Origin of the sequence: Marinobacter shengliensis (assembly GCF_030297115.1) — a bacterium.
GTDB lineage: Bacteria > Pseudomonadota > Gammaproteobacteria > Pseudomonadales > Oleiphilaceae > Marinobacter > Marinobacter shengliensis.
Window position 1 is genome coordinate 1779833 of record NZ_AP028062.1, and the last position, 20780, is coordinate 1800612.

Here is a 20780-nt window from a genome sequence, read left to right on the forward strand (position 1 = left end):
CCGTCAGAGCCTGGCGATTTCAATACCCCAGGGCCCCAGTTTCAGTTGTTTGCCGTGCCATTGACCGCCGATGAAATCGGGGGTTCCGGTCATGGGAGAGCCTTGCGCCGGCAGCGTCACGGTATTTCCGGTCTCGCTCAGGTTCAGAGCGATGATCAAGCGTTCCTCGCCAAGACTCCTGACGAACACCAGTGTGTCTTTCGGGCTCTTGAGGAATTCGATGTCTCCTTCCAGCAGGACAGCCTGCTCCCGACGCCAGCCCAGAAAACTCCGGTAGGCGGTGAGCACGGAATTATCTTCGGCATGCTGCAGGGCAACGGCGGCGTTGTAATGATCATCATACACGGGCAGCCAGGGGCTGGTGCTGGAAAAGCCGCCGTGGGTTTCTTCGTGGTGCCAGACCATGGGAGTCCTGCAGCCGTCCCGGCCCTTGTACTCTGGCCAGAAGTTGATGCCGTAAGGGTCCACGAGGTCTTCGTACTGGAGCTCCGCTTCGGTCAGGCCAAGCTCTTCACCCTGGTAGATGCACACGCTGCCCCGCAGTGTCAGCAACATGGCCATGTAGGCTTTGAGCTGTTGTTCCGAGCGGGCCTGCCAGCGCGTGGCCACCCGTGCCACATCGTGGTTGCCAATAGCCCAGCACGGCCAGCCGTCGGTCAGTTTCTGTTCAATGGTGTCCACGGTCTTGCGGAAAAAGTCGGCACCATGTTGCTCGGTCAGCAGGTCAAACGAGTAGGCCATGTGCAGCTTGTCACCGCCACTGGTGTAGTCCGCCATGGTCTGCAACGAATCATCATCGCCGATCTCGCCCACGGTCGTGGTGCCCGGGTACTGATCCAGCAGCACGCGTAGCCGTTTCAGGAACGTCAGGTTCTCCGGCTGGGTTTTGTCATGCTTGTGATGCTGGTAGGCGTAGGGGTTTTCCTTGCGAACACCGATGGAGCCTTCCTGCAATGCCTTGCTTGGCGGGTTGTCTCGCAGCTTGCGGTCATGGAAGCAGAAGTTGATGGCATCCAGGCGGAACCCGTCAACTCCCCGGTCCAGCCAGAATTTCACATCGGACAGCACCTGTTCCTGAACCTCCGGGTTGTGGAAGTTCAGGTCTGGCTGACTGGCCAGGAAGTTGTGCAGGTAGTACTGCTTGCGGCGACTGTCCCAGGCCCAGGAGGAACCGCCGAACACTGACAGCCAGTTGTTGGGCGGAGAGCCGTCTGGCTTGGGATCGGCCCACACATACCAGTCGGCTTTTGGATTGTCCCGGGACTGGCGACTTTCCACAAACCAGGGGTGTTGGTCGGAAGAGTGGCTCAGCACCTGGTCGATCATGATTTTCAGGCCCCGCTTGTGGGCTTCGGCGATCAGTTCATCGAAATCCTTCAGGGTTCCGAATATCGGGTCGACATTGCGGTAGTCAGAGACGTCGTATCCAAAGTCTTTCATCGGAGAGGTGAAAAACGGGGACAGCCAGATGGCATCCACATTCAGGCTGGCGATGTAGTCCAGCTTGGCGGTCACCCCGGGCAGGTCGCCTACACCGTCGCCGTTAGAGTCATAGAAACTGCGTGGATACACTTGATAGATAACGGCGCCACGCCACCAGTCCGGATTTCTGCTCATCTTGCCTCACTTACACCCTGGTGGTGAAAAGTTCTTGTTGTGCGATGGAGGCGAATCCCCACCGATCAATACACCTGCCATGGTGCGATGTTGCCTTGGGTGGTTCATCCTCCTGCCCGTGTTTTTGTCGGCGTAGCCGGGGGGAGGAGGGGGGCGTAGCGGGGCGTATGGGGTAGTAGTGGGCGTGAAGGGCGGAGGAGCCGAGACCGGCTCACTCCCCCTGGATTTTGCTCAGCAGGTCCTTGGCCAGTTCAATCGCTTCGGAGCGGTGGCTGATGTTCTGCTTCTGGTACAGGCTGCGGATGTGGGTTTTCACCGTGGTGGAAGCCACTTTAAGATGCTCGGCAATCTGGTCGTTGGACAGGCCGGCATGAATCAGGCTCAGTATCTGCCACTCTCGTCGGGTCAGGGGCGAGGTGCGAATCAGTTCCGGCACATCCGGCCGGTCGATGATGTCCTGGATGATGGCTTCGTCCAGGGAAATCCGGATCGCCCGGCTGAAATCCCGCTGCTGTTGGGCAAGCTGAATCAGGCGCTCGGCCCGCTGTTGTTCCATGCCCTCAATCAGGCCGTCGTTGATCAGCGCTTTGAGAATGACGATCAGCACCTTGCCCAGGCGCAGAAAACTTCCCACTGCGCCGGTGGTGCTGGCAAGTTCCAGGGCCAGGCGCATGTGTTCCAGAGCCTTTTCGCGATTTTCGATCTGCCAGAACAGATAGGCCAGCGCGATATGGTTGCGGTTAAGGTCGGTTTTCAGGCCGATCTGGCCGGCAACGCTGGTCAGTGCCTCCAGGATTGGCCGGGCGTCCTGATATTGGCCCAGACTCATCAGGGCACGGGCCCGGTTTCGACCGTTGCACTGATAGAAATGGTTGGTTGCCGCCTCCGGTTTACACGGTGGTGCAATGGTCAGCCAACGCTGAATGGCATCCTGGTCCCGCACGGCGTCCCAGTACGTCAGCATGGTGGCATGGGCGTTGGCAACCCAATCCAGATGGTAGTCGCCAGCGGCGAGCATCTTCTGGACCTTGGCGATGTAGTCCGCACACAGGCTCTGGCGGCCGCGGGCCTGTGCAACCTTGGCCAGAGTGGTGTAGCTCTGGACATACCAGCGTTCGCCCTGGGCTTCCAGAATCTCTATGCCCTGGAGTGCGCAACGTTCCGCGCTCTCCAGGTGATGCCATTCCCACATCACCTGACTGCGGATCCGGAACAGGAACTCGAGAATGGGCAGGTGGTTCAGCTGGTTCTCTTCGGCATATTGAAATGCCCGCTCCTGAATGTTGTAGGCCTTTTGTAAAAGCCCCATTGCCACGCTGATCTCGCTTTGCTGGCACAGGGCCCAGATCACATTCTGGTGCGCCTGATGGGCCCGGGCCATATGTTCGGTTTCCTGCATCCGGGTCAAGGCCTCCTGCAGCTCGCCCCGGACAAACAGGGCTTCACCCAGAACCGAAGCAGCTGCAACCCGTGAGGTGGGCAGGTAGGCGGCTTCTTGCGCTACCGCTTCCCGTGCCAATGCCAGGGCGCGGTCGCTGTCGCCATAGTTCATAGCCACCTGGGCTCTGATGGCACTGAATTCGCCATGGACTGTCCGCTGGGACTCCTCGCTCATGACCGCTTTCAGTTGGGTCTCAGCGGCGGATAGCCAGTTTTCTACCTCGTCGAACTTGTATTGTCCCTGGGCTACCCAGGCCCGAAGCAACGTCAGTGTTGGATCTTCTGCAATGATTTTCTGGGGCAGGGCGTCCAGGCATCGTTGCAGTAGCGTGAACTGGCCTTCGGTAAAGAACTTGCGGCCATGCTGATTCAGAACCCGGGTAATGCGCTCCGGGTCTTCTGCGGCGACTGCATGCCGGGCGGCCTCCTCTGCGTGGTCCAGCTCCAGCCACGCATCGGTGGCGCGCTGGTGCAAGGCTCTCTGATTTTCCTGTGTGGTACTGGCAAGCAGGTGCCGCAGGTAGACGGAGAACAGCTGGTGATAACGAAACCAGAGCGCGCTGTTATCAACGGGCGTGATGAACAACCCCATGGCCAGGAGGCTGCCGAGCAGTGCCTGGCCATCGGAATCGTTCATCACCCGCATGACCATGCCCGCGTTGAAACGGTCAAGGATGCTGGTGCGCAGGAGGAAGGAGCGTTGTTGTTCACTCAGGTCCTGCCCGACCAGTTCGTCAAAGTAGTCAAAAATGTGCTGGTTACCCTGGTCAAGCTGGTCGACAAAATGACTGAACTCGATGCTGGTGCGGGCGGAGGCAGACAACAGTTGCAGCGCCGAAACCCAGCCTTCTACCCGTCGAACCGCCCGCTCGATGTTTTCCCGGGAAACCTCAAATGGCAGCCGTTGCTCGAAGTAGCTTTGCGCCTCATCGGCATCAAAGGCGAGATCCCTGCTGGTAATTTCAATCATTTGCCCCTTCATCCTGAGCTGGGCAACACCCAGGGGCGGAAGTGTTCTGGATATGACAACAAGAGTGAGGTAGGGCGGCAGATGTCGCAGCAGGAACCGGAGCCCTTGATGAATCTCCGGGTTGGTGATGACCTGGTAGTCATCAAGCACCAGGTAACTGGGATCTTCAGAAGGTGGCAGTCCGGCAAGGAGTTCTGTGAGAAATGATTCGAGACCGTGACCCTGTTGGTCCCCTGTTGGATCAAACGCAGGCATATCCGGCGTATCGACAATCTGATCAAGGGCATGGGCCAGGTACCCGGCAAACCGGACGGGGTCGTTGTCGGTATTTTCCAGGCGGTACCATGCGGCCTTTGCCTCCAGTTCGTCCAGGCGTTCGGCCAGGGTGGTGGTTTTGCCATAGCCTGCCGGGGCATGAACCAGCAACAGGGAGACCGGCTCCTGGGTTTGCAGCAGGTCGTTAAATTTTTCCCGGGCTAACAAGCCGGCCGGCGGCAAAGGGGCGCTGGTTTTAGCGGCAATAAAGGTCAGGTTTGATGGCGCCGGTGTGGTTGGCATGAACGGTTTCTCAGACATCTTATTATTGTCCTCTGGCCGAGCCAGGGTTAAACGTATTAGTCAATTACTGTGATCAGGAAGAACACTCTAGCATTTCCAGGCTGAATTGGGACTGCAGGTAGTCTTTTAGCTTCTGGAGTTCCGCCTGGTTGATGTAGAGCCCCTGTTTCGTTCTTCGCCAAAGGACGTCTTCCGGAGTAACAGCCCATTCCCGCGTCACCAGGTAATCGACCTCCCGTTGGCTGAGAGTGTCGGTAAACCAGTGCCCGAGGTCGTCCCTGGATTTGCAGCCGGCCAGGATCTGATGGCTGTCGGTACCGTAACAGCGCACGAATCTGCGGATACTGTCGGTGTTCAGCCACGGGTAGTTAATCTCAAGCTCCGCCGCCAGTTGTTGCTGGTTACCAAAGTCACCGCCCGGCAGAATGGCCTGCCTGGTCCAGGATTTTCCGGCGCCTGGGAAGTACTCGCATACTTTGTCGGTCACCGCCTCGGCCAGCTTCCGGAAGGTGGTGATCTTGCCGCCGAAAACGGAGATCAGGGGCGGCTGGCCGTCCTCTTCGTCTACCTCAAAGGAGTAGTCCCTGGAGGCAGTCTGGGCGGTTCCCTGTTCATCATCCATCAGTGGCCGGACACCGGAGTAGCTCCACACCACATCTTCCGGCCCAAGCTGTCGACGGAAGTACTGGTTGACGATGGTCAGCAGGTAATCGGTTTCTTCCGGTGATATCCGGGCCTCGGACGGGTTGCCTTCGTAATCCACATCGGTGGTGCCAATGAGGGAGAAGTGTTCTTCGTAGGGGATGACGAAGACGATTCGCTCGTCCTGATTCTGCAGGATGTAGGCCTCGGTGTCGGCGTTCAGGCGGGGCACCACAATGTGGCTGCCTTTGACCATCCGTATCTGTTTCGGGGCCTGCATGCCGAAGCTATCGCCGAACAGCTGGCTGACCCAGGGGCCGGTGGCGTTGACGATCACCTTGGCGTGAACGGTGTGTTGGCGATCTCTTCGGGTATCTTCCAGAACCGCTTTCCAGCGCGGGCCCTGGCGGCTCGCCTGAATGCAGCGAGTTTGTGTCAGTATGGTGGCGCCTTTCTGCTGCGCCTTGCGGGCGGAAAGCACCACCAGTCGGGCATCGTCCACCCAGCCGTCTGAGTACTCGAAACCTTTGGTAATGTCGGGTTTCAGGGGAGAGTTCTGGTCAAAGCTGATGGCCCTTGAACCAGGCAGCATTTCCCGCTTTGCCAGGTGGTCGTAAAGAAACAGCCCGGTACGAATCATCCAGGCCGGGCGCAGGTGGGGCTGGTGAGGCAGGCGAAAGCGCATGGGCCACATGATGTGTGGCGCATTGCGTAACAGCGCCTCTCGCTCGGCCAGGGCCTCCCGGACCAACCGGAATTCATAATGCTCCAGGTACCGAAGCCCGCCGTGGATCAGCTTGCTGCTGCTTGATGAGGTGGCGGATGCCAGATCGTTCATCTCGCACAGTATGACGTTCAGGCCACGCCCGGCAGCGTCCATGGCAATACCGGTACCGTTAACACCGCCGCCGATAACCAGCAGATCGCACTGGTCAGGAACGCCTGACGGTTCGTTTGCTTCCATTCGTTGACTGCTTTGCCCTGTTAACACGCCTGCTTGCCCCTGATCATCCTTTGAGTGAATGCTGATTATCAGAGAATGAACGCAGGGGGTAAAGCGACGGCGTCACTGAATGGCCGCCCCGTGGGCAGGATGCCCCGGGGCCGGCCGGGTCAGAGTGAAACCGGTTTGCCGGCTTCACGGCGACGAGCTTCCCACTCTTCCCTGGTCTGGGCGGCCTCGTCGCCGGGCATGGAATCGATGATGTCGAAGTAGTCCGAGCTGAACTGGTCCGCCATGATCTTCTCACGGGGCTTTACCTTCACCACATAGACGGTCTGCACGTTCTGGTGGTCAAATGCCCGCCAGTACTGCTCGTCTTTCAGGAAGCTATAGCGATGCCCCTCAAGTTCCCGGATGACCGCTCGGGTATTGGTGGTGCCGGCGCGTTCGACGGCGGCTTTATACTGGTAAACAATGCTGTAGGCCGACGCGGCAGACGAGGATGGGCGCATTTCGTAGCGGCTGGAAAAAGCTTCAACAAAATCTTTGCCCCGCTGATAGTTGTTTTCATAGGGCAGGTTCCATACCCAGGGGGCGGCGCCCACCACCCCTTCCATGATGGTTGGTCCGACCTGGCGTGCCATTCCCAGGGTGAGGTTTGGCACCACAACCTGCATTCGTTTGGTCAGGCCCATCTCATAGGCGGCGTTAAGGGCTCTGACCATGTCGTCGCCAAAGAGCACCAGCATCAGTACTTCTGCGTCACTCTCGGCGGCTTGCTCCAGGGCCACCCGGAAGTCAGTAATCAGCGCCCGGGGGAAGGGCGTTTTCACGCCTTTATGCTGTTCTGTGTCTTCGGTGTTGGAAAACTTGCGCACAGACTCTTCCACTGACCAGCCCCAGGTGTAGTCGGCAGTGATGTAGAAGTAGCTCTGGTCTGCGTGGTGGCGATTGAGGTATTGGCTCAAGGCCTTGGCGGTCATCCAGGCATTGTAGGGTTCCCGGAACATATGGCTGTGGCCTTCACTGCCGGTGGTGGCATTGGAATAGGTAAGGGTGCCGAAATAGAGTCGATTGCGATCCCTGGCTGCCTTGCCTGATGAAATGGCAACGGCACTGGATACTCCGCCAAAGACCATCTGTGCACCCTCACGGTCGATGAGCTCGGCAGTGTTCTGTGCGCCCTGGTCGGGTTCACCGCGGGAATTGCGGATAACCAGTTCCAGGGGCTGCCCCATCACGCCGCCGGCTCGATTGATCTCATCAACCGCGAGGAAAGCCCCCAGTCGTTGCTGAAGCCCCTGGTCTTTGTAGCGGCCAGTCTGAGGGTAGTTGAGTCCTATCTTGAGTGTTTCTGCATACACTACCGAGCTGCCCAGCAGCAGTAGACATGCCGTGAGCAGGAAGTTTCTGAAACTCATTGTGGTTGGCCTCCAACGGTTTGGACCCCGAATGCGGGTTATTTTTGTTGTTCGGATCAAGCAGGATTAGTGTCTGCCCTCGTTGGTAGCTCAACAATGGGACTTAAGTGGAATTTGGCGTAACAATTTGTAGGGTCTTGATATGCATCAGGTTGTGCGAAAATGGTGCGTGATTTTGCGTCATGTCCTGTGTGTGCACCAACCTGGTGCGCAGGAATCTGTGTGTTCCAGGGTGAGTAGTGTGAATTGGCTCACGTTTGGGTTGTTGGGTGCTGGCAGGCCCGATCTTTGCTGAGGTCTCAGGGTTCCGAGGGGGCGAATAACTCTGTTCTGCTCCGATGTCCGGTCTGGAGAATCCTGAAATGACTCTGAAAAGCTACAACATGAACCTGTCTGCCGGTGAGCGTTCCTGGTTGCCTGTCTTTGGGCGTAACGGAAAGCTGGCCATGCGCTGGTCCAGTTTCCTGAACCGAAACATGTACGAGACCAATGAACAGATATTCGAGAACCTGGCCAGAACCAGACGTGATGCCCTGATTGGGTGGGCTGAACACAAGTGGTCGTTTCTGGAATCCGTTGCTGGCCGCCTGTATGGCAAGAACCCCGAAGCCCTGGGGGAGACCATTGCCCAGACCTCCACCCGGCTAAGGGAGATATCCGAGCTGTTTGTGGTGGCAGAGGATGGCCAGGTTGTTGCGTCCAGCGTGCCTGTCCGCAACGGCAAGCGTGACCTGGCTCCGGAGGCTGTCCGGAGGGGAACGGGTGAGCGTTTCCTGCATGGTCCCTACCGGGACCCGGTAACGGCGTCGTTGGGCAAGACTACCAGTCGGTTTCACGATGCGGTGACTCTGATGTTCTATCAGCCTATCGAGTTGGCCGGGGGTCAGCGGGCAGCTGTGTGTGCGCGAATTCCCAATGATGTGATGAGCGATCTGATTCAGCGTGAGGCCGGACACGTTTTTGAGGAGTCCGGCGACAACTACCTGTTCATGATCGACAGTCGTTTTGACAAGTCCATCTCGCCGGGAACGGCGCTGTCCCGATCCCGCTTCGAAGATGCCACCTTCAGCCACGGCGATAACCTTAAAGATGGCATAGAAACCGGCTTTGGCGTGGTGCGTATTCGGGAGCACACTGAATTCGAGATACGGTTTACCGATCCGGCAACCGGCCGCTTGCACCCCGGTGTCAGGGAGACCATTGCCAATGGTGAGAACCTGTACGTGCTGTACCCGGGCTATTCCGACTATCGACACATCCCGGTGATTGGCAAGGGCATCACCTTGCAGATGCCTGGTTCGGCTGATACCTGGGGCATGATGTGTGAAGGCGATCTGGAAGAGGTGTACCGACGGCGCTCCATCAGCTGGCGGTTATCCAGTCGTTTGGGCTTGCTGGCCGCGGCGCTGTGGCTGGTGAATCTTGCATCGTCCATGTTGGAGGTGTCGGTATGGCTCGAAAGCGGGATCAATGCCCTGGCCATTTTCGCCATGGTGATGATCTTCAGATCCACTTCTGTCAAACCGGTGTCGGAGCAGTTGTCCGCCATGGGGGATATCATCCGTGACATTGCCGAGGGCGGAGGTAACTTGCGGCAAAGGATTGACCTGAGCCGGACGCGCCGGGATGAGAGCGGAGACCTGGCCCGCTGGACCAACAGCTTTATTGACAGCCTGGATGGCATGGTGGGCCAGGTGTTGACGCTGGCCGCAGACTCCCGGCAAGCCAGTGACCAGATGGTGAGCCATAATCGCAGCGCCTATGAGCGGGTTCAGTCTGTGCTGGCTCATATCGACGATATGGTGCGCGGTGCCGGTGTTCAGGAAAAAGAAATCAATAACGCGTCAACGACCGCCGAGGAAATGCGGGAAGGCATGGATGCGGTGGTCAGCCGTGCCCAGGCGCAATTTGCCCGGGTCAGTGAGGAAGCAAGGAGCATCCGGACGGTGATCACTCGTTCAGCCGATGGAATCCGGGCTGCCAATGATCGGACTGAGGAAATCAGCAAAACTGCCCTGGTCATCAATGACATTGCAGCCCAGACCAACCTGCTTGCCCTGAACGCGGCGATTGAAGCCGCCCGGGCCGGGGAGTCAGGCCGCGGATTTGCCGTAGTCGCGGATGAAGTGCGCCAGCTCGCCAGCCGCACAGCAAAGGCAACGGAAGAGATTGGCCAGCGTCTGCAAGGCGTGCAAGACGAGACACAAAGGGCCGTGGCCGTTATGGAGGAGGGGATTTCGGAAATGGAGAACCGGCTGGCCAAAGCGGAAGCTGCCGCCGACGACAGCTCGGACTTGCATCATATGGTTGGCAAGCTGTTTCGGGCCATTGCCAGCATTGAGCAAACGAACCGCGAGCAAAGTCAGCAGACCCACGGCGTCTCGGAAAGTGCGGCGGCCATGCGTGGCGTGGTAGAACAGCTATCTGCGAGCTCAGAGCGAACGCAGGCCGCAGCGGCAAAGCTGCAGAGGCTGACGGGACAGTTTCAGGTTTCAGGCGAGGTTGCCTGACTGATAGTCAACACACGGCCCTGGTTTGAGGCTGTTTGAACGGCGTCCACAAAGGCGTTTTCACACCTTTGTGCTGTTCTGCGCGCCCTGATCCTTTTAGCGGCCGGTAGGTCAGTGATCTGTTTCTAACCTGGCTTTGTCCTTGCGATGCATCGTTTCAGCTGCAGGTAAAAAAACCGATATACTTCCCGGATTCGCCCAACCTGGGCATCGCTGAATGTAATGGAGCCATTGAGATCTTGGTAACTATCAAGCGTTGGACCTTCGAACTTGGATCGACTCTTCCGTTTCTCGTGGTGGCAACGGGGCTTGCCATCTTTTCAATGCCGGCCAGCGCTGACTGGTATCGGTTTTCAGACACCGCCATGACGACACCTATCGAGCTGGAGTTCTGGACAGAGGACAAAAAGCTGGCGGACCGGGTTGGGGAGGAGGTACTGGCGGTTTTTCATCAGGTTGATGCGCAGATGAGCCGCTATCGGGAGGACTCGGAAGTTTCCCGACTCAACCGCAACGCCGCCAATGGTCCGGTTGCCGTCAGTGACGGTCTGTTCGAGGTGCTTGAAAAGGCGCGGGAGGTATCGATTCTCAGTGATGGCGCCTTCGACATCACCTTTGGTTCAGTCGGGTACCTTTACGATTTCAGAGCCGGGAAAAGGCCGACAGAGGAGGAACTTCGATCTGGCCTGCCCCAGGTGAATTTCCGGGATGTGATTCTTGATCAGGATGCTCAAACCGTTGAATTCCGCCAGGCTGGGATCCGGGTCGATCTGGGCGGTATTGCCAAGGGCTATGCCGTTGACCTGGGAATCAAGCGCCTTGTCAGCCTTGGCATACGCCATGCCCGGCTCAGCGCAGGTGGCGACATGCGGTTACTGGGCGACAAGCGGGGACGGCCCTGGTACGTGGGTATCCGGGATCCACGTGTGGAAGGACGTAACGCAGTGGTCCTGCCCCTCAAGGATACGGCGGTATCCACCTCCGGGGATTACGAGCGGTTTTTCGTGGATGAAGCGGGCGACCGGGTCCACCATATTTTGTCTCCCGAGACCGGAAAGTCGGTTCAGGGTGTGCAGAGCGTGACCATTATTGGCGAGGACGCGTTGACAACCGACGGCCTCTCCACGGCGGTGTTTGTGCTCGGACCCGCAAGGGGGTTGGAGATGGTTGAGCGACTGGCGGGTATCGATGTGGTGGTTATCGATGACCAGCGCATGATGCACGTGTCAGAAGGCCTCGTTCCGCCCCAATCAGACCAGGGCGGAACGAGCGGTCCGCATTAACTGCCAATCGTACCGTTCACCACGTTGGAGAAGGCAATCAGGTTGTCCTGAGAGGTGCCATTGCCCAGCCCGTGGCCGTTGAAGCGGGTTCCGAACTGGTTTTGTTCACCATGCAATGCCATGTAGTTGAGTAACACGGTCTGGACCAGTTGGTTGACGTTGTTGGCCGCCGGGCTGGAGGCAGTTTCCACCGATGCATCCGAACGCATAAAGCCGATCTGCCTGCGAATCGGAGTGGGGCGGCCACCAGGGTTGTAAACCAGGAAGAAGGAGGCGGCCGTCTGTTGGTTGTCGCCGGTCCATTCGCCCTTGCCGCGACCGTCCGCGGAATCGTCAATCCTGCCGTTGCTCGACACCGAACCGTCACTGAACACATAGAGCATTAACGGCATACCCACCCGGGCCGCGTATTCCAGGCATGCACCCATACATCGGCCTGCCAGTTCGTCACGGCGCTCGCCAGTTCCACGCTCGCCGGTGTGGTAGTCGTAGCCGCCAATAGTGATCGTGCCGGCACCGGCGTAGCCGTTTAAAACCAGCTTCATCACAGAAGCGGTTTTACGGAATTCCCGGTTGTTGTTGAACTCATCGCGGTTGAAAATGCCGGTGGGCCCAACGATTTCGAGATCCAGCTCTGGATCAAGGTCTGCGGGATTGCCGAATCGGTCGGCGAGATCGGCACTCTTTACATAGCCGCAGCGGACCAGGTCCTTGACGACTTCATCAGTAGAGATGCCCGTATTGACCCGGTTCATCTTGGCGTCGCTGATGCGCTGGATGGATTCCATGACGGCGACAGCATCTTGCTGGTCCAGAATGCCGATCAGATCGCCTACGTCCACCAGACCGGTAACGTCTGAGGGCCGGTCAATCTTGGTGGGTCGAACCTCCGGATTGATCAGGTTCATCGGTGCCAACGAGTTACCGCCGGATTCCGAACTCTGGGACCCTATGAGAGAGAGCAGGGAGCCGTCGGCACCCGCGTGATGGATGCCGTACATCGGGTTGTGGGGGTTGTTGCCGGTGTCGTTCTCTGAACGGGCAGCAATAATGGCGCCGTCAATTGCCGCGCGGGTGCCGGCACTGGTGCTCTGCAGGATACCGCGCAGGAAGCCGCTGTCGGAATGGAACGCCAGGCCCAGTTCGGTGTTAACAAACGCCGGGTCATTGGGCAGCATGTCACCGGGTAGCCCTAGTTTGTTGTAACCTGCGGTGCTCAGGAAGTCCATTTGCCCGCCGGACTTGCCCATCAGTACATTGGAGCCAGCAATGTTGGCGCCGCCTGCCAGGTCAAAACAGATAAACGGAATCTTGCCGGCACCCTGAACCGCTATGCCACAGCTTTCTTTCAGCGTGTTCAGATCATCTGAAAGCGCTGCTGCTGCCATTCGCGGGTTGCCGAACAGGCTGAACAGGGAAGCACCGAACACTGTCGCCGACCCCGCCATCAGACCCTGTGAGATAAACTCTCGACGCGTCCTCGGCCTGCCGTGGTCGTCATGGAGTAGTGGGCTGCCATTGGCCAGAGGTTTCTTACGTGATTTGCGTATGAACATGATGGGCTTCCTCTACTGAACCAGTGTGGTGGCGCTGCCAAGCACAGCCGCGCAGCTTGCCTTAACGACCGTTTCTGTGCGGTCAGGCGCACAACCTTCTCCACAGCTCGTCAGTCTGTCCATGAGCGCGCTTAGCTCTGTTTCGATGGCACTATCATCGGGCTGTGAGGCCAGGTTGCTGCCCACGAAGCGGGCCAGTAAAGGCCCGGTAACCAGGCTCTTGCGGCCGTGATCAAATGCGGTGCTGGCCGGGGCGGAGAAATCGAACCCGGGGAACATCTCAGCCCTTAATTGCCCGCTGGAAACCAGGGCGTCGCAGTATTGAATAGCCATTTGGGTGACTGCCATTTGATGGGAAGACAGGAAGCCCTGGATCGTCTCTACCGTCGGCAACTGCTGCTTTACGGTAGTGTATGTGCTGAAGACCGCCGGGTGGGTGGTGGCAACGCCGGTCATCCGCGACATGGACTCGTTGATCTCGTCAAATGTCTTCAGACCGATCTCCGACGATGGTGGCAGGTCAGCGGGTTCTGGCTGAGGCGGCAGAACAGGCTCGGTACGGGCAAAGCTGTTTCCGCCCAGCTGGTCGAAGGTCAGGAAGAACTCGTCGTTCCCGGGGCCGTTCTCCAGAGCAATGATAGTGCCCAGGGAAGAGAGCGGTTGCCCGGTGCCGGGTTCATAGCTGCCGCTGTCCAGAACAACGTCCAGATTGGCCCAGGCCTGTCCGACAGTCGCCTCCTTGCCATTGATGCCCAGTCGCATGCCTCGCAGTGGAATGTTTGATGGCTCGGCGGAGTCATCCAGGCTGATGAAGAAAGGACTGGTGAATCGGTACGCGTAGCTGTCGAACTGGCTGACTTCGAACACGATGAAACTCTCCGGCACGTCGATCAGGTGAGAAACGCCAAATAGCAGGTAGAACTTCTGACCAACGCCGACTTCGAAGTTGGCCTGGACCTGCTCCGGTGTCAGCACACGATTGTGGATGGCGACCATGCGGATCGCGCCCTGCCAGGGTGAGTTGCCATCGGTCTCGTTGCCCAGTACCAGGGCAAAGCTGTCGTCCCATTCCGTTAACAGCCCGCCGTCGTCCGGGTCGACATCACCGGTTGGAACGCCATTCACAAAGATCTGACGCCCGGTCGCCGGGGTGTAGTTCACCACAACGTGCTGCAAAGTTGCCTGCAGAAGCATGTCGGCGTCCTGGGTGGCGAACGCCGTATTCTCATCACTGTTGGTGCTGCGATGGAGCACTTCGTAACGCTGGAGTGACTGGCTGAGTGTGACGTTGCGAGTGGTGGAGGAACCCGAATAGGTCACGATCCGGGCGTCTTCCTGGGTGATGTTGCCCGGGGCGACCCAGGCCTCAGTGCTGTATTCGCCGGAGGCAGTCAGCAGGGTATGCAGCTTCCGGCTGGCGGTGGTGCTACCCTGAGCTTTGCCCGCCGGGATCATGAAGCCCTGCTCGTTTTCGCCCGCGGGGCCAAGGTCGATGCCCCAGCCCCCAACCCAGTCAACGTTGCCGCTCAGGGTCAGATCCAGTGCAGGCGATACGCCGCTGGTGTCAAAGGCGGTCTGGCCTTCACCAAACTTGAATTCGTAGAGGGCAATCACGTTGTCTTCAAAGCGGCCGCCGGAATTGGCAAGCAGGCCGTCTGCCTGGAGGTTGAGAGCTTTGCTCGTAACCAGTGAAGGGTCTACAGGTTGGGCGCTCAGGTCCTGGACCATTTCAAGAATTTTTAACTCCATCAAGTCAGCTGAGGCTTCGCAGTTGTCACCCCAGCAGTTGTGAAAGTCGTAGCGCAGGCGCTCTACCAGTCGGGATGCGCCTGGGTTCATCGGATCTATGCGGCTTTTCGCCTGATTGTAGGCGGTGGTCACGTCTGCGCTGGCAATGTAGGGGGTCTGGCCACCATCAGCATGGCAGTCGCTGCAATACTGTCTGAGTTCGGGGTATACCGTGCTGGAAAACAGTCCAGGATCGCTGGGCAGGGCAACCGTAGCGCCCGGTTCTTTGAGCGCTGGAGCGCGGAGTTCAACGGTTTTGGCTGAGCCTCCAGAGCCGCCTGCCCAGTTTGAGATATAGGTGGTAAGAATGTCCACACAGGCCGAGGTGCTCTGGAGCCAGCAATTGTGGCCGCCGGCCACCTTGGTCACCATCGTAGACTGGGATGGATCGGACAGGTTAACAATGGAGTTCGCCTGAGCATAAGCCAGGTTAACGTCCAGCTCGTTGACGAACGTCGGAGCCTGGCCATTGGAGCCGTGGCACGCACCGCATTTGTCCTGGGTGACCAGATTATCCCATACGGTCCGTTTGAAATTGGCGACGTCATCCGTTGCGGGAGCCGGCCCGTTGTAGGTAATCGTGCCGGGATTCTGGGAGGTATTCGGCAGTTGTTCCGTGGACTCGCCGCCGCAGGCCGAAAGCAGGAACGCAAGGGCGATGACTGAAAGCACCGATCTAAGGGAGCTCATGAAAATTCCGTTACGTGTTGTCATAGCGTCCTCACTCCCCCATGCAGTACACAGCGGATTCTGCGAATACCTGCTTCAGGTCGTAACCCTGGCTTGCGAAGCTGGTAACCATACTGCGTACCTGGGAACGGTCTGCGCCGTTGGAGGGAGGTCGCAGGCAGACATTCTCGAACACTTTCTTGACCTGGCACTCGGCAAAGGCGTTGGAGTGGGCGAATTCCCTGCCCAGGCTCTTGGCACCATTGCCGGAACCCGGCAGTGACGGATCCCAACCCAGGCGGCGGTTGGCGCCCTGGCGCCAGTAGTTATCCCATCTGTCGTCCGGCGTCACGTAGCCTTGCTCGAAGGTTGCCGCATTGATGTGATATTTGGCCTGAACCCTGGAGCCGGTCTCCGGATCCGTTTCGCCAATGGCGTTGTAAACGAGCCTACCCAGTTCTCCGTCAGGGTCGGCGTTGGCGTTATATTCATAGTCATAGTAGGCAAACGCCTGAGCCATGGGGTCCATACCCGTGTGGCAGCCAACGCAGTTGTTCAGGAATACCCGGCTGTCACCGCCGGGGCTGCGGGAAACATCCTGGCGAATGCGGTCGGGCGGCAGAGTGACATCTGCAACCTGTTCCAGGTCGTTGCACATGTGATTGATCAGCGTGAAACGGAACATGGCCCTATTGGTACCGGCGCTGAAAAACGCCCGGGCTGACGCTCGAGATGTGATCACCCCAGCGGTCGCAGAAGGGGGGAGGCCGGTGTAGGTGGACTGGTTCACCCGCTCAAGATGGTCCCTGAGGCTGGCTCCGCTGTTCTCCAGGGATTCGTAATGATTGTTGTTGCTGGTGGAGTAGTTCGGCAGATTCAGGGAAGGATTTCCGATATACAACACATCGTCATACAGGACTTTTCTGAAGTCCTGCCCGTCCCGCACCAGGCCGATCACCGTGGCGATGTAGTCATTGAGGGGCACGAACTTCGACATTGCCTCGTTGGTCCAGGGGGCCGCAAAATTCTTCAGGGTGACGTCGTAGAAGGCGCTGTCCTGCATGGCAGTGAATGCTGCCTCAATCGCTCTGCCTGAAACGATATCGTTTTCCATGTCGTCGAGAACATCGGCAGAAGGGGGCACGCCGGCAATCCGGTCATGGATTCGTTTGGCCTGTTCCCTGGGGCCAGCTTGGGCAAAGCCTGCCTGGCCAGACACCAATGCAACGAGAACGGCGGTACTGCAAGCCTTGGTGAGCAGGCTTCTGATCCTGTTCCGGGCGGTCATGTCCTTTCCCTCGGTGATCGTTAGCATTCGCACATTAATGCTTTTTGACAATTGTTAAAAGTTTACGGCTTGCTATATCCTCCGTTTTGAGTCGTAGGCCACGTTATTACATTAGGTTACTTAAAAGCCTTGGAGCCTGCCCGCGGAACCGACTTAATTTATGTCATGGAATGTCATCCGAAACAGGGTTTGTAACGTTGGACATTAAGTTTCCTGGCTCCCCCTCCCTTTTTTTGCGCTGCTCGCGTTGCGGTTTCGCTGGGCGTTGCAATGTTGCTTTCTGGCTGTCTCTCCGGCAGCGACAGCCAGCAGTCAGATCCGGTCGTTGTCGAAACCCCGGTAGCTTATGTCGAACGGGCCCTGCTGTTTGACGAGAACACCGGCACCTTGGTGGAGGACAACTTGGCGGACCCCGCCGCTTTTCGTCCCGGTGCAAGGTTATTGTTGAAGGCGAGGGCTTCCGCCGATGCCGAAACGCGGGATATCGCTTCCAGGGCGTTCACCGGGACACAATTCCTCGATGACAGGGGCCGGTTGCGGTACGACGTGAAAGATCTCCACGTATCCCATGATGGCTCCCGATTGTTGTTCGCCATGCGCGCCCCGGAAATCGAAGGCGCCGATGACGAGGATCAGCCAACCTGGAATATCTGGGAATATGACGTTGGTACCGACGGCCTGCGCCGTGTCATTGATTCAGATGTTACTGCCCGGGCCGGGCAGGACGTTGCGCCAGCCTATCTTCCTGATGGCAGAATCGTTTTCTCATCAACCCGTCAGCGGATTTCCAAGGCGGTGCTGCTTGACGAAGGCAAGCCCCAGTACTCAGGTCTGGACGAAGCGGGTAATAGCCCGGCGTTTGTTCTGCATGTGATGGATGATGATGGCCAGAATATTCAACAGATCACGTTCAACCAGAGTCACGACCTCGACCCCATGGTGGCGGATGATGGCACCATTATTTTCAGCCGTTGGGACAATGCGGGCCAGACCCGAAACAATGGTGTAAATCTCTACCGCGTGAACCCCGACGGCACCGGGCTGAGCTATCTTTACGGTCGTCATTCTCACGGTTCTGTGCCAGAAGCGAACAATGTTCAGTATCTGCAGCCCCGCAAGTCCGACAACGGTAAGTTGTTGGTGCAGCTGAGGCCGTTTGAGAGCGAGGACTACGCGTCCGTTCCGGCGGAAGTTGATGTTGCCCAATTTGTTGAGGCCAACCTGCGTATCGATGGCACCGAAGGGGAGGGCCAACAATCATTGGTTTCCGGCGTGGGCCTGGATGGACAGCTGTCGTTGAAAGGTAGTTACGCATCCGTCTCACCGTTACTGGATGGGACCAACCGTTACCTGGTCAGTTGGACACCCTGCCGGTTGCGGGATGGAGCAACTGATCGAATCGTCAATTGCACGGAAGACCGCCTGCAATCGGAAGATTATCAACCCGCAGAGCCGGTTTACGGTCTGTGGCTTCTTGATATTAATAGCGAAACACAGCGACCGGTGGTCCCGCCGGTGGAAGGTATTCAGTTTGATGAAGCGGTCCTGATGAAAGAGCGTCCTCTGGAAGGCTTTATTCCGGAATCTCAGTTTACGGGTAAAGCGAGGGCTCTGGGGGATGCCGGTTATGGGGTTCTGCACATTCGCAGTGTCTACGATATAGACGGGATGGACACCACACCGGCTGGTATTGCTGCAATGGCCGATCCGCTGCAGACGCCACCGGAGTTTCGCCCGGCCAGATTCCTGCGCCTGGAAAAACCCGTGGCTATCCCAGATAGAAACGTCCGGGATTTCGACAACAGTGCTTTTGGCCGCAGCCGCGCCCAGCTAATGCGGGAAATCCTGGGTTATGTGCCGATAGAACCGGACGGTTCCGTGAAGGTGGCCGTGCCGGCCAATGTCGCATTCGCCATCAGCGTACTGAATGAACAGGGCCAACGGATTGGTGCCAGGCATCAGAACTGGCTGACGGTGCGTCCTGGCGAGACCCTCGAGTGCGCAGGCTGCCATAATCCGAACAGTCCGACTCCCCACGGCAGACCGGGTGCCGGCCCCGGATCCGTCTGGGGTGGGGCAGCGACCACCGGCCTTCCGTTTCCGAATACCGACTCGGGTCTGTTTGCCGATATGGGTGAAACCATGGCCGAGTTGTTTGCCCGCATCAATGATATTCGCCGGCCGACGCCGGATGTGATCTATGCCGATGAGTGGTCCGGTGATGCCGTGGACCCCAAGCCTGAGAGCTTTGCCTATGCCTATGCCGATCTGCAGACTCCGCCACCTATTTCGGGCGTTTGCGCGACCGACTGGGCGTCGAATTGCCGGATCGTTGTCAATTATGAACAGCACATTCATCCGCTCTGGAGTGTCAATCGGGAGGTATTGGATCCGGATACAATGGCTGTGGTGGATGACTACACCTGTACCGGTTGTCACACCAACACGGATGCCGCAGGCGCCCAGCAGGTGCCAGCTGGGCAGCTGGACCTCGGCGACGGCCCGTCACCGGCCCAACCGCTTCACTTCAACGCCTACCGGGAACTGCTGTTCCCGGACAACGAGCAGGAACTGGTGAACGGTGCGCTGGTGGATGTACTGGTGGACTCCGGGGAAGTGCTGGAGGACGAAGAAGGCAACCCGATCCTGGATGCCGAAGGAAATGTGCAGCCGATCATGGTGACGGTTCCGGTTCAGGCCTCAATGTCTGTCAACGGCGCCCGTGCCAGTAATTTCTTCGACGTATTTGCAGAGGGCGGTTCACACAGGGATTTCCTCACGCCCGCCGAGCTTCGACTAATCGCAGAATGGCTGGATATTGGCGGCCAGTATTTCAACAACCCCTTTGATGCCCCGGAAGACTGATCCAAGGACTGATACTCGCGCCATGCCCATTGCCATTCTCATTTTAGTATTGTTTTTGCCGACCCAGAGCTGGGCTGGCTGGCTGTGGGGTCAGGGCGACGATGGCGTTGCCCGGGTGCAGGTGACCGAGCCCTACGTTGCCTGGCGGACCGGCCCGGCCACTGGCTACCCGGTTTTCCACAACAGCGAGAAAGGGGAATGGCTGACCATTCTTCAACGCAAGACCAACTGGATCAAAGTAACGGACGCCCGTGGCCGGGAAGGCTGGGTCGCCGTTGCTGATATCGCCCGGACCGTGGATGCCACAGGAAACCCTGTGGACCTTCAGGTACCGGATTTCGATTCATTCAGTAACCGGCGAGTCGAAGCCGGGCTGATGATGGGTGAATTTGATGGTGCCGCTGTCACGGCAGGCTATGGCGGTTTCTGGATGACAAGGAACCTTTCCGCCGAGCTCTGGGCCTCGCAGATTCTGGGCAGCGCCTCCGAGATCCGCATGGTCAATGCGAACCTGGTGCATCAGCCTTTTCCGCACTGGCGGATATCCCCTTTTTTCACGCTCGGGGTCGGCCATCTCTGGGTTGATCCCAAGGCCACCCTGGCTGAGCCAGAAGAGCGGGATAACAGTGTCGGCCATGCTGGCTTTGGCATCCGGGCTTACATCACCGATCGATATTTCATCCGTGCCGAGGTGAAGGATTACAAAGTGTTGTAGAGCCGCGCGATATTTGGCCCAAACTTGCGCGATATTTGGCACCCCGAAACCTTTCCACAATGGTAAAAGGAATTGCCAAAACTACTAAGGCAAAGCCACCCACAAATCACGAGGCGTAACGCGGTTAGCGGGTAGCCTGTTAGGCAGTATCCCACCACCCACCATTAGGGCCTGATATACCAGCTCGCTACAGAACCATGCTCCTCGACTCTGCCAGCTGCCACGAAAAGGAAAAGCCAGGATAGCCTTCCAGTCGTAGGGCTTGCCCAGCTGCATATCCAGAAACCTGTATAAAGGAAGCGCCTCGGCCACCTCGACCTCAACGCTTGCCACTCGCTGCCAGGACTTAACGAAATGACTATAGGGTCTGCGGATCACTCCACCCCAGGAGACTGCCTCATATACTGCATCGCCCACCTGAATAGCAACGTGGTTCCACTTGCTCATCAGAAACAGGCGCAGAATGCGCCCGCCCAGATCCTGGCTCTTACAGAAGTGCACGGTCACCTTCACGG

At 58.1% G+C, this 20780-nt stretch carries 12 protein-coding genes; 4 read left to right on the forward strand and 8 right to left on the reverse strand.

Annotated elements, in window-relative coordinates:
• Window positions 1–3 precede the first annotated feature (3 nt).
• The 4 genes from QUE75_RS08100 to QUE75_RS08115 form a co-directional block, all read right to left on the reverse strand.
• Window positions 4–1617: an alpha-glucosidase family protein gene (locus QUE75_RS08100; RefSeq protein WP_106695522.1), complete on the reverse strand. Its 1614-nt coding sequence runs from the start codon at window positions 1615–1617 to the stop codon at window positions 4–6.
• A 211-nt stretch (window positions 1618–1828) separates the two neighbouring features.
• Window positions 1829–4603, reverse strand: coding sequence for an HTH-type transcriptional regulator MalT (gene malT, locus QUE75_RS08105; RefSeq protein WP_396631697.1), 2775 nt, complete (start codon window positions 4601–4603; stop codon window positions 1829–1831).
• A gap of 55 nt (window positions 4604–4658) precedes the next feature.
• Window positions 4659–6191 carry a glycerol-3-phosphate dehydrogenase gene (glpD, locus tag QUE75_RS08110; RefSeq protein WP_286254995.1) on the reverse strand — a complete coding sequence of 511 codons (1533 nt, stop codon included), beginning with the start codon at window positions 6189–6191 and terminating at the stop codon, window positions 4659–4661.
• Window positions 6192–6340: 149 nt separating this feature from the next.
• Entirely contained in the window at window positions 6341–7591 is a 1251-nt protein-coding gene (locus QUE75_RS08115; RefSeq protein WP_106695524.1) for an ABC transporter substrate-binding protein, read from the reverse strand.
• A 362-nt stretch (window positions 7592–7953) separates the two neighbouring features.
• Here QUE75_RS08115 and QUE75_RS08120 point away from each other — a divergent pair, with 362 nt between their 5' ends.
• Both QUE75_RS08120 and QUE75_RS08125 read left to right on the forward strand, forming a co-directional pair.
• Window positions 7954–10101, forward strand: a complete 2148-nt coding sequence (locus QUE75_RS08120) for a methyl-accepting chemotaxis protein (RefSeq protein ID WP_286254997.1) — start codon at window positions 7954–7956, stop codon at window positions 10099–10101.
• A 365-nt stretch (window positions 10102–10466) separates the two neighbouring features.
• The gene (locus tag QUE75_RS08125; protein ID WP_286254999.1) at window positions 10467–11384 is read left to right on the forward strand and encodes an FAD:protein FMN transferase; all 918 of its coding nucleotides are present in this window, start codon (window positions 10467–10469) and stop codon (window positions 11382–11384) included.
• Here QUE75_RS08125 and QUE75_RS08130 read toward each other — a convergent pair.
• The 3 genes from QUE75_RS08130 to QUE75_RS08140 are packed head-to-tail and all read right to left on the reverse strand — an operon-like array spanning window position 11381 to window position 16685.
• Window positions 11381–12940 carry a general secretion pathway protein GspF gene (locus tag QUE75_RS08130; protein WP_286255001.1) on the reverse strand — a complete coding sequence of 520 codons (1560 nt, stop codon included), beginning with the start codon at window positions 12938–12940 and terminating at the stop codon, window positions 11381–11383. The genes QUE75_RS08125 and QUE75_RS08130 overlap by 4 nt on opposite strands.
• Window positions 12941–12952: 12 nt before the next feature.
• Window positions 12953–15418: a LamG domain-containing protein gene (locus QUE75_RS08135; protein WP_286255003.1), complete on the reverse strand. Its 2466-nt coding sequence runs from the start codon at window positions 15416–15418 to the stop codon at window positions 12953–12955.
• A 31-nt stretch (window positions 15419–15449) separates the two neighbouring features.
• A complete protein-coding gene (locus QUE75_RS08140; protein WP_286255005.1) occupies window positions 15450–16685 on the reverse strand; it encodes a hypothetical protein in 1236 nt (411 codons plus the stop codon).
• A 270-nt stretch (window positions 16686–16955) separates the two neighbouring features.
• On the opposite strand from QUE75_RS08140, the gene QUE75_RS08145 reads away from it, so the two are divergent.
• Together QUE75_RS08145 and QUE75_RS08150 are read left to right on the forward strand one after the other, a co-directional pair.
• On the forward strand, window positions 16956–19550 hold the full coding sequence (locus QUE75_RS08145) for an HzsA-related protein (RefSeq protein ID WP_286255007.1): 2595 nt from the start codon (window positions 16956–16958) through the stop codon (window positions 19548–19550).
• Window positions 19551–19572: 22 nt separating this feature from the next.
• Complete coding sequence (locus tag QUE75_RS08150; protein WP_286255009.1) at window positions 19573–20265, forward strand: SH3 domain-containing protein; 693 nt, start codon at window positions 19573–19575, stop codon at window positions 20263–20265.
• Window positions 20266–20349: 84 nt separating this feature from the next.
• Here QUE75_RS08150 and QUE75_RS08155 read toward each other — a convergent pair whose 3' ends face one another.
• Window positions 20350–20778 carry a C40 family peptidase gene (locus QUE75_RS08155; RefSeq protein ID WP_286255010.1) on the reverse strand — a complete coding sequence of 143 codons (429 nt, stop codon included), beginning with the start codon at window positions 20776–20778 and terminating at the stop codon, window positions 20350–20352.
• Between the last annotated feature and the right edge of the window lie 2 nt (window positions 20779–20780).

Coding starts and splice junctions, on each gene's coding strand:
- QUE75_RS08100 (WP_106695522.1), bottom strand. CDS start 1,617: ATGAGCAGAAATCCGGACTGGTGGCGTGGCGCCGTTATCTATCAAGTG.
- malT (WP_396631697.1), bottom strand. CDS start 4,603: ATGTCTGAGAAACCGTTCATGCCAACCACACCGGCGCCATCAAACCTG.
- glpD (WP_286254995.1), bottom strand. CDS start 6,191: ATGGAAGCAAACGAACCGTCAGGCGTTCCTGACCAGTGCGATCTGCTG.
- QUE75_RS08115 (WP_106695524.1), bottom strand. CDS start 7,591: ATGAGTTTCAGAAACTTCCTGCTCACGGCATGTCTACTGCTGCTGGGC.
- QUE75_RS08120 (WP_286254997.1), top strand. CDS start 7,954: ATGACTCTGAAAAGCTACAACATGAACCTGTCTGCCGGTGAGCGTTCC.
- QUE75_RS08125 (WP_286254999.1), top strand. CDS start 10,467: ATGACGACACCTATCGAGCTGGAGTTCTGGACAGAGGACAAAAAGCTG.
- QUE75_RS08130 (WP_286255001.1), bottom strand. CDS start 12,940: ATGTTCATACGCAAATCACGTAAGAAACCTCTGGCCAATGGCAGCCCA.
- QUE75_RS08135 (WP_286255003.1), bottom strand. CDS start 15,418: ATGAGCTCCCTTAGATCGGTGCTTTCAGTCATCGCCCTTGCGTTCCTG.
- QUE75_RS08140 (WP_286255005.1), bottom strand. CDS start 16,685: ATGACCGCCCGGAACAGGATCAGAAGCCTGCTCACCAAGGCTTGCAGT.
- QUE75_RS08145 (WP_286255007.1), top strand. CDS start 16,956: ATGTTGCTTTCTGGCTGTCTCTCCGGCAGCGACAGCCAGCAGTCAGAT.
- QUE75_RS08150 (WP_286255009.1), top strand. CDS start 19,573: ATGCCCATTGCCATTCTCATTTTAGTATTGTTTTTGCCGACCCAGAGC.